This is a genomic window from Plectonema radiosum NIES-515 (assembly GCF_025753815.1).
GTDB classification, from domain to species: Bacteria; Cyanobacteriota; Cyanobacteriia; order Cyanobacteriales; family Nostocaceae; genus Hassallia; species Hassallia radiosum_A.
This window is the reverse complement of sequence record NZ_JAOWRF010000239.1, coordinates 1-12,482: the sequence shown is the minus strand read 5'-3', so window position 1 is coordinate 12,482 and position 12,482 is coordinate 1. Positions and strand designations below refer to the sequence as shown.

Annotated in this window: 13 protein-coding genes; 6 read left to right on the top strand and 7 right to left on the bottom strand. The window is 40.7% G+C overall.

Translation table 11 applies throughout. The features are described from left to right. Window positions 1-109: 109 nt before the first annotated feature. Window positions 110-820 (top strand): GDSL-type esterase/lipase family protein, encoded by a 711-nt coding sequence (locus OGM63_RS16520; protein ID WP_263746686.1) that lies wholly within the window; start codon window positions 110-112, stop codon window positions 818-820. 198 nt (window positions 821-1,018) lie between these two features. Here the strand turns inward: OGM63_RS16520 and OGM63_RS16515 are convergent, their stop codons facing one another. The 4 genes from OGM63_RS16515 to OGM63_RS16500 all read right to left on the bottom strand — a co-directional run bounded on the left by OGM63_RS16515 (window position 1,019) and on the right by OGM63_RS16500 (window position 3,658). Then, a complete protein-coding gene (locus tag OGM63_RS16515; protein ID WP_263746685.1) occupies window positions 1,019-1,543 on the bottom strand; it encodes a hypothetical protein in 525 nt (174 codons plus the stop codon). A gap of 146 nt (window positions 1,544-1,689) precedes the next feature. After that, a complete protein-coding gene (locus OGM63_RS16510) occupies window positions 1,690-2,133 on the bottom strand; it encodes a hypothetical protein (protein ID WP_263746684.1) in 444 nt (147 codons plus the stop codon). A gap of 436 nt (window positions 2,134-2,569) precedes the next feature. Continuing rightward, the gene (locus tag OGM63_RS16505; protein ID WP_263746683.1) at window positions 2,570-2,752 is read right to left on the bottom strand and encodes a CsbD family protein; all 183 of its coding nucleotides are present in this window, start codon (window positions 2,750-2,752) and stop codon (window positions 2,570-2,572) included. A gap of 480 nt (window positions 2,753-3,232) precedes the next feature. Continuing rightward, window positions 3,233-3,658 (bottom strand): hypothetical protein, encoded by a 426-nt coding sequence (locus OGM63_RS16500; RefSeq protein WP_263746682.1) that lies wholly within the window; start codon window positions 3,656-3,658, stop codon window positions 3,233-3,235. A 230-nt stretch (window positions 3,659-3,888) separates the two neighbouring features. Between OGM63_RS16500 and uvrB the strand changes: the two genes are divergently transcribed. Continuing rightward, window positions 3,889-5,886 carry an excinuclease ABC subunit UvrB gene (gene uvrB / locus OGM63_RS16495; RefSeq protein WP_263746681.1) on the top strand — a complete coding sequence of 666 codons (1,998 nt, stop codon included), beginning with the start codon at window positions 3,889-3,891 and terminating at the stop codon, window positions 5,884-5,886. 429 nt (window positions 5,887-6,315) lie between these two features. Beyond that, on the top strand, window positions 6,316-6,885 hold the full coding sequence (locus OGM63_RS16490; protein ID WP_263746680.1) for a Uma2 family endonuclease: 570 nt from the start codon (window positions 6,316-6,318) through the stop codon (window positions 6,883-6,885). Between the two features lie 21 nt (window positions 6,886-6,906). Here the strand turns inward: OGM63_RS16490 and OGM63_RS16485 are convergent, their stop codons facing one another. Continuing rightward, window positions 6,907-7,695 (bottom strand): Uma2 family endonuclease, encoded by a 789-nt coding sequence (locus OGM63_RS16485; protein WP_263746679.1) that lies wholly within the window; start codon window positions 7,693-7,695, stop codon window positions 6,907-6,909. 228 nt (window positions 7,696-7,923) lie between these two features. Beyond that, on the bottom strand, window positions 7,924-8,559 hold the full coding sequence (locus OGM63_RS16480; protein WP_263746678.1) for a tetratricopeptide repeat protein: 636 nt from the start codon (window positions 8,557-8,559) through the stop codon (window positions 7,924-7,926). A gap of 155 nt (window positions 8,560-8,714) precedes the next feature. Between OGM63_RS16480 and OGM63_RS16475 the strand changes: the two genes are divergently transcribed. Further along, window positions 8,715-9,188 carry an MEKHLA domain-containing protein gene (locus OGM63_RS16475; RefSeq protein ID WP_263746677.1) on the top strand — a complete coding sequence of 158 codons (474 nt, stop codon included), beginning with the start codon at window positions 8,715-8,717 and terminating at the stop codon, window positions 9,186-9,188. A gap of 339 nt (window positions 9,189-9,527) precedes the next feature. Further along, window positions 9,528-10,250: a rhomboid family intramembrane serine protease gene (locus tag OGM63_RS16470; RefSeq protein WP_263746676.1), complete on the top strand. Its 723-nt coding sequence runs from the start codon at window positions 9,528-9,530 to the stop codon at window positions 10,248-10,250. A gap of 152 nt (window positions 10,251-10,402) precedes the next feature. Here OGM63_RS16470 and OGM63_RS16465 read toward each other — a convergent pair whose 3' ends face one another. After that, window positions 10,403-11,557: an RNA-guided endonuclease TnpB family protein gene (locus OGM63_RS16465; RefSeq protein ID WP_263746675.1), complete on the bottom strand. Its 1,155-nt coding sequence runs from the start codon at window positions 11,555-11,557 to the stop codon at window positions 10,403-10,405. 240 nt (window positions 11,558-11,797) lie between these two features. On the opposite strand from OGM63_RS16465, the gene OGM63_RS16460 reads away from it, so the two are divergent. Then, window positions 11,798-12,469, top strand: a complete 672-nt coding sequence (locus tag OGM63_RS16460) for a rhomboid family intramembrane serine protease (RefSeq protein WP_263746674.1) — start codon at window positions 11,798-11,800, stop codon at window positions 12,467-12,469. The last annotated feature ends 13 nt before the right edge of the window (window positions 12,470-12,482 follow it).

Here is a 12,482-nt window from a genome sequence, read left to right as displayed (position 1 = left end):
TTCCCCTTTCGCCCTCCCCAAATTGCCCTAAGGGAAGCAAAATTAGTTACCCATAAATGGTGTAGAAATGTATAGAATCTTTAAAAGATATAAAATACATTCTTTTTAAATGCACACATTTGTAGCTTCTTCTTCAATGCAACTGTCTAGACCAACTCAATGTCAGCCTTTAAAGATTGTCGCACTAGGAGATAGCTTAGTTTACGGATTTGGCGATCCAGAAGGGGGGGGGTGGGTTGAACGATTGCGACGGTGGTGGATGTCGCCGGATAGTGCGGGTCATATTGTTTATAATTTGGGAGTACGAGGCGATCGCACTCAACAGATAGCACAAAGACTAGAAATTGAATTCCGCCATCGGGGAGAATTACGAAACCGCGTCCCCGATTTAATTATTCTCTCAGTCGGAGTGAATGATTCAGCACGGTTGGCACGTCCTGATGGACGCAACTATACAGATTTTGCCGTATTTGAGTCAGAAATTGCTTCTTTGCTGGAACAAGCACAGCAACTGTGTCCCGTGTTATTTGTGGGGATGGTGCCAGTGGATGAAGCCAAGATGCCATTTTTGGATTGTTTATATTATAATCACGCCGATCAGTATCGCTACAAAGAAGCTACTCGCATCGCTTGCAGTCAAAGACGGATTCCCTATCTTGATATTTTTGAGCGTTGGATGGGACGCAGTGAAAATTGGAGACGCAAAGGTCTAAGTAAAGATGGACTTCACCCGAATACACAAGGTTATCAAGCTTTGTTAGAAGATGTCATGAATTGGGAAGCGATCGCTACCTATAATTCCCAAACTATTGCCAGCTAACATCATTTTCACTCTCCGAAAAAAATAAAGGTGGGTTATTATAACCCACCTTATATAATCAGAACCCACACACAACTCAAGATTCATACCATTTCACCCTCATGTGTGATACAAATCATTCTCTTTTCCCCTGGAAAAACGACAAGAGTGCGGTCTATTTGTATCAACCTGAAAGTAAAACGAAAACGGTATCAGCTATTATTTATGATGACCACCCAGCCATTTAGCAGCTGCGATTCCCAAAACGGCTGCGACGACGGGGTTGCTGATAAACTTGAGAATACCTGGTTGCTCGGCTAGGACTTCGCGGAATATGTCCGGATGGTTGTGATATGCGAAGGAAGCCAGTTTGCTGACATCATCAGCACTCATGTGATTGGAATGGTGAGTGGAAAGTCCAATCTGTTGCTCTAAATGACGCTCATCCAATCCTATGTGCTTGAAGTGTTTGAAAAACGAGCGTGCTACATCATCCCGTTCGTTGGGTTTGATTTGAGCGATCGCTTTCTGCAATTCCGGTTCCATTTGGCTGGTTGGAATGCGATCGCTCTGCAAAGATTTACCAAACATCTGACGACGTTCATCTGTGGTTGTCCGTTGGGCAAAATCATCGAAGCTTTGATATTGCTTTGATGGGTCAACTGGAGCATCATCCAATGATTCTACATTCCCTTGAGCCAAGTCGTTCATTATTTGACGCTTGTACTGTTCGCTACTTGACACTTTACTTACCTCCGTTAACTAAAAGCTAATAACTTTCTGCATCAATTTTTCAATAGCAACTAATTAACAGATATTTAAGTTGCTTATCTTTCGTAATTAGTAATCCCAAAAATTATTACCAATTACCTCAAACCAATATCGAGTAATTACGCGTTATACTCAATTTTATTGGTCTGAACATCATACTTCGTCGTCAAAATCAATTGCTTATCGGGTGCATATATCAAAACTGTTAAGTCTTGATTGGGGAAATTCTTCCGGAAACCTTGCGCTAAAGATTTTGCCAAGTCTCGCACTTCGTTAGGACGAACTTGAGGAGAAATAACAATGCCTAGTTTGTTATTGTCACGCACATAAGCATCACGAATTAATCCCTTCGATGATTGCACAACCCAGTCAGCAAAGGTTTGTCCTGTGGGGGTATTTCCTCGCTCTAGTTCTGCGTAAGCTGTAGTTGCACCAATTGCTGGTGGATTAGTTGTGCGGTCAAGTTGTGCTACATTACCGCTACTGCAAGCAGTACTTATTGTCAGAACTAAAATCAACACGAAAGCAGTCAAGATTCTGCGACCCCGCTGAATCAGAATCATTTATCTATCCTCCAAAAAATTAGATTTGCACTCAGACAAAAGATAGTAATCCCATTCAAGGTTTTTTAAACCAATTTGGCATGTATAGCAACAACACTATATTGACGATTCGTTTAGGATTGCTATATTTGTTATTCTTTAACTGTTATTATTTTGCAGGTCTATTAATTACAGCAATTTTCACATTAATAAATTGCATTCCTGCCGCTGAGACGTTTCGCCTAAACGTCTCTACAATAATCTATATATATGAAAATCGCTCTTGGTAGTCAACATCCCTTAATTTTTGAATTTAATCTGCACATTTATCCTCTGCACCTTTATCCCCCATTCAAGGGGGATAAAAAGAGTGTCGGGATTTACGCTTGTCAGGCATGTTTTCAGCCAAGGGATGCACCCCAATTACCTTACAGACATAAAGCAAAATGCATTCTACTTAGTCAATTGCTTTTTTGACGTTATCTTTTACGTCTTCAACACCGTGACGTAGTTCGCTTTCGGCTTGCTTTGCTTTGCCTTTTGCTTTATCTTCTGGATCGCCGGTAACATTTCCTAGAGCTTCTTGAGCTTTACCTTCGATGTTTTTAGCAGCTGCTTTAGCGCGATCTTCTATGCTCATTTTTCTTTTCCTTATTTAGATAGTTTTTATTTCAAAGCTTGTTACTAACTTTGAAATTGTTTTTTCTGACTATTACAAATTAACTTAATGTTGTTCCTGTAGCCTTCCGCCACAAGATATATTAGTTGTCTATGCTTAAAGAGGGAGATAATAAAATCAACAAGAACTAAAGTACTAATAAAGCAAATAGCTAAAAAAAATATCCCCGACAACTCTTGTGAAGTCGGTAATCTGAGTAGGAGTCAGTTCATAATTATTAACTATTACACACGCGAAAGTCGAAAAGAATGTAGATACACAGCACAGAATCGTCTCTAGAGGATGTGGATAACGCATAATTAATTATGGGTTGCCCGAACCCCAACAGACGTTGCATGTGCTACGTCTGTTACGTCTTTTATGGAGATGTCTATTAGCTATTTAATAAAAAAACCCGATTATGCATAAAAACCGGGTTGATATTGTAATTATTATTTTTGTTTAATCCAGAAAACCCATCATCGTATCTGCATCGTCAATCATATTTGATGCGACTGGACGATTCCCCATTACGGAGTAAGTTTGCGAAATTACTAGTCCACTTGAAGCGATTGGACGAATCCCAGACTCGTAAATACTTTCAACGACTTGCATTGTATTCGCACCAATTGGACGAATTCCGGAAGAATTTATTGTATGGGCAACTTGTAAATGACTGGCGCTGATTGGACGTACACTAGAAATAGCTAGTGTCTCATGAACTTCTACATTTGGTGACTCTAGCAACACTTGCTTATCATCTTGCCCTGGTGTATCTATATTCAAGCTATTATCCTGGTTATTTTCAATTTCCACTGTCGTGTCTCCCTTTAAATTGGCAGGCTTTTGCCCTTGACTGATTGTTCTATCAGTACTGCTAACGCTCATGACCTAACCCACCCTCGATTGTTAAGTAAATTTTACAATAGTTAGGGGAAAAATAAATTCTTCCTTAATATTTAGAGTCTAACCTTAAAAAAGTTGCTATGGATATATATTTATTCAAAAGATACATACTAAAAAGAAGCGGAAAAGCGTTGTCATGACGTTCGGTTAGTACTCAGGGTAAAACAGAGCGCATTCGCTACCATGAGATAGGGTATTTATAGTACATTTGTATGACAGAATTTTGTCTTCAAGCACCGTTTGTGCCGACAGGAGATCAACCACAAGCGATCGCCGAACTTACCACCAGTATCGAAGCTAACAACCATTATCAAACTTTACTGGGAGCGACGGGAACAGGCAAGACATTCACAGTCGCATCAGTAATTCAGAAAGTCGGGAAACCCACACTTGTATTAGCGCATAATAAAACCCTTGCCGCACAACTTTGTAACGAGTTGCGGGAATTCTTTCCCCATAATGCAGTCGAGTACTTCGTCAGCTACTACGACTACTATCAGCCAGAAGCTTATATTCCCGTCAGCGACACGTATATAGAAAAGACAGCTTCGATTAACGATGAAATTGACATGTTGCGTCACTCAGCGACGCGATCGCTTTTTGAACGTCGTGATGTCATCGTTGTTGCTTCCATCAGCTGCATCTACGGTTTGGGAATTCCCTCAGAATATCTCAAAGCTGCCATTCCCTTTCAAGTGGGTATGGAAGTTAATCAACGTCAGATTTTGCGAGATTTAGGAACAATTCAATATAGCCGCAACGATATAGAAATGGGTCGCGGTAAATTTCGCGTTCGAGGTGATGTTTTAGAAATTGGTCCCGCTTACGAAGATAGAATTATTCGCGTTGAATTCTTTGGGGATGAAATTGACGCAATTCGTTACGTAGATCCGGTGACAGGGGAAATTATTAAAAGTATACAAGCTGTGAATATCTATCCAGCGCGTCACTTTGTCACTCCAGAAGAAAGATTAGAAATAGCTTGTGATGACATTCAAGCAGAATTAAAAGAACGTAAACTTGAATTAGAAGAAGCGGGTAAATTATTAGAAGCACAACGGATAGATCAGCGGACGCGCTATGATTTGGAAATGTTGCGTGAAGTTGGTTATTGTAACGGTGTAGAGAACTATTCTCGCCATTTAGCCGGCAGACAAGCTGGAGAACCTCCAGAATCTTTAATTGATTATTTTCCTAAAGATTGGCTGTTAGTAATCGATGAATCTCACGTTACTGTACCACAAATTCGCGGTATGTACAACGGCGACCAGGCAAGGAAAAAAGTATTAATTGAGCATGGATTTCGTTTACCCAGTGCTGCTGATAACCGTCCTTTGAAAGCAGAAGAATTTTGGGAAAAGGTGAATCAATGTATTTTTGTTTCTGCTACACCAGGAGATTGGGAATTAGAAATTTCCGAAAATAATATAGCACAACAAATAATTCGTCCAACGGGAGTAATTGACCCAGAAATTAATGTGCGTCCGACAGAAGGACAAATTGATGATTTGTTGGGAGAAATTAAAGATAGAGTTGACCTCAAAGAGCGGGTGTTAATTACCACATTAACTAAGCGCATGGCGGAAGATTTAACTGAGTATTTGGAAGATAATGGGATTCGGGTGCGATATTTGCATTCTGAGATTAATTCAATTGACCGAATTCAGATAATTCAGAATTTGCGTGAGGGTAAATTTGATGTGTTGGTTGGGGTAAACTTGCTGCGGGAAGGTTTAGATTTACCGGAAGTTTCCCTGGTGGTGATTTTGGACGCAGATAAAGAAGGGTTTTTGCGTGCAGAGCGATCGCTAATTCAAACTATAGGTAGAGCAGCGCGTCACATTCGCGGCAAAGCGATCATGTATGCTGATAATCTCACAAAAAGCATGATTAAAGCAATTGACGAAACTGACAGACGGCGTGGTATTCAAACAGCATACAACAAATTGCACAACATTACACCGCAACCGATTATCAAAAAATCGACTAATGCGATTTTATCATTTTTGGAAGTATCGCGACGCTTGAATGCAACGGAGTTAGAAACTGTTGATCAACATATGGATGAACTTCCCCTAGAACAAATTCCAGATTTGATTACTTTGCTAGAAGGACAGATGAAAGAAGCGGCAAAGAAACTAGAATTTGAAGAAGCGGGGAAATTGCGCGATCGCATTAAGCATTTGCGCGATAAATTGGTGGGACGTTAGATATTAGACACGAACGCAAAAATGTAGAGACTATTCTGTGCTACGTCTCTTGGGGTTCGGGTAACGCATAATAAGCATAGCGATCGATGTCTATTAGACATCTCCGAAAAAGAATGTAGAGACGCGAAATTTAGCGTCTCTACAAGGGTTTTGGTTAATGCATAATTAAATTCGGTCGATGTCTATTCTACAGACGTGACCACGGAACGTATTTACGACGGTTGCAGTGTTTTTATTAATATACATCTCCATAAAAAACGTAGAGACGCGAAATTTAGCGTCTCTACAAGGGTTTTGGTTAACGCATAATTAATTTCTGGAGATGTCTAATGTTAATTAGGCAGACATGATGTCAATTTGATCGCAACCTCGATAAAGCGCAACCTTACATAGAATTAGTATAAGGGCAAAACCTCACTCTTAAACCTTATGAACGCCATCACACTGACTATCCCCAATCTGGGTATCGAGGGGTTTTATGAACTTTGTCAAGCTAACCAAAATTTGCAGTTAGAACGTACTGCGACTGGAGAAATAATAATTATGCCTCCAACATATCCTTGGACAGGTAAGAAAAATTTTAGCCTAATTGGTCAACTTGCCGTCTGGATTGAAAAAACCGGGCTTGGTATCGGTTTCGACTCCTCCAGTGGTTTTACATTCCCTAATGGTGCAGTTTACTCACCCGATGCTTCTTGGGTTAGTAATGAAAAATGGGAGGCTTTAACCCAGACTCAACAAGAAGAAGAATTTTCCCCTCTCGCACCTGATTTCGTGGTGGAATTGCGTTCTAGTAGTGATTCCCTCAAAAAACTGAGAGAAAAGATGCAAGAGTATATTAACAACGGGGTTCGTTTAGGTTGGTTGCTTGACCCTAAGAATAAAACAGTAGAAATTTATCGTTTAGGGAAAGATGTAGAAATATTAGAATCTCCTACAACTGTATCCGGTGAAGATGTTTTACCAGGGTTTGAGTTGAATTTGAATAAAGTGTGGTAGCACTCTTATACTCACATATTTTCATAAATCAATTCCTCTTTCTTGCAGTTGCGCTAATAAATCTTGATAACGTTGTCGTTCTAGTTCTAACTGAAGCTGCGCTGCTTCCTTTTCCTGACATTCCTGTTCAGCGCGTTGATATTCTTGTTCAGCGCGTTGACGTTCCTGTTCAGCACGTTGACGTTCCTGTTCAGCGCGTTGATATTCTTGTTCAGCGCGTTGATATTCTTGTTCTCGTATTTGATTTAGTTCCACAGAGGTGAGAAATCTTTGTCCATCGGGACGGTAGATTTCTAAAGTATTCCGTGTGAGTTCAAAACGCACTTCTAAACGCGGACTAACCCAATTATTTATCTCTTCAATAACTTCTAAATTCTCTTGCGATCGCAGCAACCCAGTTAATTCGTTAGTCTGTGGATCGTAGATATAATATTCTTCCACGCCGTGGCGTTGATAAAAAAGCAGTTTATTTGCCATATCTTTAGTTTTGTTACCAGGTGATAAAATTTCAAATACCACCTGTGGGGGAATATTATCTTCTTCCCACTGTTTATATGAACCACGTTTACCTTTTGGTCTGCCAAACACCACCATTGCATCAGGGGCTTGTCGAAGTTTCACATCGCCTTGGACAGCATACCAAAGTAAATTACCTGCAATAAACACATTATCTTGTAATGCGAATAAGATTTCTAAATTTTCTTTAATTTTTACAATCCATTGAAATTGTTCAGTATTATCTGCCATCGGTTGTCCGTCGCTTTCTGGGTAGATGACCTCGGCGGTGTCTGGTGTTAGTTGTTGTACCATGGTTACAGCACCTTCAGATTTAAAGTTTTCCGGCTGATAGTCTTAGTTTAATTGGTACGGATAGGAGACTCACAGCGCACTAAATTTTTGGCGTTGCATAATTTTAAAATGAATCCTAGAGATGTTCCGTCGGAACGTCTCTACAATATGTCAAATTTATCGACGTTGTTTGTCAAATCCCAAGGGACAATATGCAACGCCAAATTTTTCATTCTTCAGATATTACTATTACCATCCGCGCAAAGCTTTGTGTACTGAAGCCAGATGCCACATATAATCATCAATTTTGTATTTATCGGCAGCTTTAACTATGTATTTGAAAGCCATTTCCAAATCATTTTGAGCCTCGTAATACAATCCTAGATAAAGATGACTGTAAAACTTGCCGGCTTCGCTTTCTAATTCACCAACACTTAAAATATCATCTGGCGTACAATTACCAGCATACAAATCGTAAACGCATCGCATTACCCGTCGTGGGTCATTTTTCACCAATAATAAAGAATTGCGTGCCTCTGCCACACCCGCAAGCCTTGCAATGCAGAGATATCGCCACACAGTTTCTTCTACATCTTGAGCGTTCACTGTCAAGTCTATCTCAAATTGTTGAGCGCCAAGAGCAAATCTTTCTGCATAATAATAAGATAACCCACGTTGCCACAAATACGGCTTCAAACGCGCATCAAGTTGCTCTGCCATATCGAAATCTTGAATTGACTCATTAATTTTGGCAAGCTGAAAATTGACCATGCCTCTTTGAATATAAGCTTTTGGATCTTTTGGTTGATTTTGGATGATATCGTTCCAGCGTTGAAGTTTATTTTCCAGAGAATTTGAAAAAAACATTTGTTTATTAGTAGACATCTGGTATAAATTTATTATGCGTTGCCCGAACCCCAAGAGACGTTCCACGGTCACGTCTCTACAGACATACCATTTTTTACCACCAATTCCTTAACACCAAGTGTATTGACCTATAAATGAGATACTAAAATATTGATGCTATCTTTCCCTTTTCTATGTCCAGCGTTTCGCAATTTCCTTGGCAGCAAGAGGCAATTATTCACCACAGCCAACGCCTAATGTATAGTTTTAAACATTGGACAGGACGTTGTTTGCTCGATGTCAGCGGTACACCCAAGGAAATAGCGCAAGCACTATTTGAAGCACCTTTTGTATTAATTTCTCACGGCATCGAAGCCGATCCGATTTTTAATTATGGCAACCGCAAAGCATTGCAACTATGGGAACTTTCTTGGTCAGAATTTACCAAAATGCCTTCACGTCAATCGGCTGAAGAAGTAGTGCAAGAAGAACGCGATCGCTTGTTAGCAGAAGCCGCAACCAAAGGCTTTAGCAATTTTTCTGGTGTACGTATCACCAGTACTGGCAAGCAATTTCAAATCCAAGACGGTATACTTTGGAACCTATTAAATGAGCAGAATCAGCACTGTGGTCAAGCTGCTGTCTACTCTAAATGTAAATTTATTTAAGTACAGCAGATTGCGTTGTGATTAAATACACGTAGAGACGTTCCGGCGGAACGTCTCAGAGCGGGTTTTGGGTTTTACGAATGTACCTCCTAAGGAGTGAAATCTGCTGTAAGTAAGTAAAAAAGCATCTGATTACACCCAATACGGTTCGGTTAAGAATATTTGTGAACCCAAAACCCGCTCTGAGACGTTGCAATGCAACGTCTCTACATACGTTAACCGAACCGTATTGTGATTACACCTACGCACAAAATACAAAATCTGCCCACAGGCTAGAAGAAACTAGGCAAAAAATTCTGTATTGTGAGGCTAGTTTCTCAAAAATGAGTAAAAACGCTTGTGGTTCCAATCAGAGATAATAATCCGATAACAATCACCCCTTATGTCACTTATGGGCTGATTGCTGCTAACGTCCTTGCTTTTCTTTATGAATCAAGTCTTCCTCCCCAAGCATTAAATGGATTTTTACATTTAGCGGCTGTAGTACCAAAAGAACTAACTGCCAGTTTTGCCGGAATTGCCCTAAATCAACCAGTCCCAGAGTGGGCAACCTTGATTACTTCCCAATTTCTCCACGGTGGTTTGTTGCACTTGGGCGGTAATATGTTGTTTCTCTGGATTTTTGGCAACAACATTGAAGACAAATTAGGGCATTTCAAATATTTGCTTTTCTATATATCTTGCGGTGTTTTGGCAGGGTTAAGTCAGTGGTATTTTTCCCAAAGTTCTAATATACCTTCCTTGGGTGCGAGTGGAGCGATCGCCGGCGTTCTGGGTGCATACATTCTCCGCTTTCCCCAAGCGGAAATTCTCGGCGTCGTTCCCCTAGGCATTTTCTTCCCTACATTTAGGGTTCCAGCTTATTTCTTTCTGGGATTTTGGTTTATCCAGCAAGCTTTCTACGGAGTCGCAAGTTTAGAAACACCGGCTAACATCGGTATGGAAAACGGCGGAATTGCTTACTGGGCACACGCAGGTGGTTTTGTGTTTGGGGCGATTCTCGGTCCTGTGTTAGGCTTGTTTAGCGATAAATCCAACGACGATTATTTGTACAAACAGTGAAATAAAGCACTCTTTGAGACGAGCAGAACGCAACATCTCAATCAGAGTGCGATCGCACTTTATCAAACTGATTAAATATTGATTTTTGACACTCGCCGCAATAAATTGACGGCGATTCTAGCGGTTGTCTTAGTGGGGGATAAATCCACCCACTAAAACGCTTCACTAGTTAACGGACTGTCATTGACCGCACCCTCTGCATCAACTCTAGCCATTGCAACTAGAGCTTTCTGAAGACTCAGAGGGCATGAAAAACCTAACCATTGACCAATATTTTGAGAAGCATTGTAGTCAGCATTGCAACGATACCCGTCATATCCTCTAAACCAATCTCCATTCCTTACTCCTAATACACCATTGCGATGATCGGATTTACTGGTATATGGTGCTGGTACAGACTCAACAGGTATACCTGCACGAATTGCTTTATATCTAGCAAACAATTCAAGCTGATAAAATGCCCATGTATCACGATTGTTTGCAGCATCGGATTTTGTCTTTTTATTTTGCCTCATTGTCTTTCGGCAACCAAACAAATCCTCAAACCGCAATCCCATTCCAAAGTCAAGGGCAAACTGCACTAATTGTTTTGAAATGACGTGGTTAATATGGGTCATGATACGTCTTTCACGTTGCTCTAATCGCTTCACTTGGCTTTGTTGCTTGGCGCTTTGTAGTTGGCAACGAGTGCGTTGAAATTGTCTTCGCAACTGCTTAACTCGTGCCCCTTTCCAAAACTTCCCAAACCCTTTGGGCAGTGCCGCAACAGCAATATTATTTTGTCCTCTATCTACTCCAATCCAACCTTTAACTGACTGTGGTTCAGCAACTTGCATTGACACACTAATCAGTGCATACCAAACACCTTTTTTAGATGAGCAGAGTTTTAGAGAGCCTAACTTAGCTTCTCCAGAAATAATCTTATCTAACGTCTCGGTATGCGAGGCTGAATGGACATCAAGAGGAATTCGTCCTTTTCGTCCTCTTAATAAGTTAAAAGCGACGGAGTAGAATTTACCCTGCTTGGATACTTCAAAGTTTTGATTATTGACTTCTAACCACATCCGCTTAAAATGCTTTACTTTGGTTTTGGCATTTGTGTTGCGAATTGTTTGGTTAATCCACGCTGAACCAATTTCTACATGGCGATAAGCAGAGCTAGTTAACTTTTTACGTTCTTTTTTATCGACTAATAGCAAGTCGTTAGCAACTTGAGTGTTAACAATGGTCATCCGTTCAAACTCAAGTGCTTTGATTTGATTCAGTCGGTAAAAAGGGAGTTTAAGCGTTAGTGCTAGTTTTGCCATAAATCTATCTTACAGTATTATGTAAGATGCGGATAAATAAATTTATCCTGTTCGCTTATATCCCCCGGTTGAAACACGGGGGCTTTACGCTTCACGACTCGTAAATCAGCATAAACTTTACTCGTAGTCAGCGCTTGGGCGCCCAAGCGCTGACTACTTTATTCTAAAATTCCGCACCCTTTAACAATTGCAAGCCCAACAGGATATATTGCAATTAATCAATAATTTGGAAAAACACCTGTGTTTCCCCTTTACGACGAAAACCCGACGCGAATCACCCCGTATATCACCTACGGGTTGATTGGGATGAACATCTTAGTTTTTCTTCATGAAGTCAGTCTATCAGGGCAAGCATTAGAGCCATTTTTCCAGTCGTATGCGGTGATACCACAACAGTTAACCACCAACTTTGCCCAAGAATGGACAACATTATTTACATCACAATTTTTACACGGTGGCTGGTGGCATTTAATCTCGAATATGGTGTATCTCTGGGTTTTCGGCAACAATATTGAAGACCGCTTGGGTCACTTCAAGTATATAATTTTTTATTTGGCGTGCGGCGCTTTAGCTGCTATGTGCCAGTGGTTTGTGGGGGTAAATTCGCAAATTCCATCTTTGGGTGCAAGTGGTGCGATCGCCGGAATTTTAGGTGCGTACATCATCCGCTTTGCCCATGTAAAAGTTGTCACCTTAATTTTCTTAGGATTTTTCGTCACCACCATCAGAGTTCCCGCACTAATAATCATCGGGCTTTTCTTTGTTCAAAATGTCATATCTGGTCTAGCCAGCCTGCAAGCAGCCGCCAACATGAGTGTAGAATCAGGCGGAGTAGCTTACTGGGCACACATCGGTGGTTTTGTCTTCGGGATAATTCTCGGTCCCTTGCTTGGGTTATTTAGGCAAGAGTAGAGGAGTGGGGGAG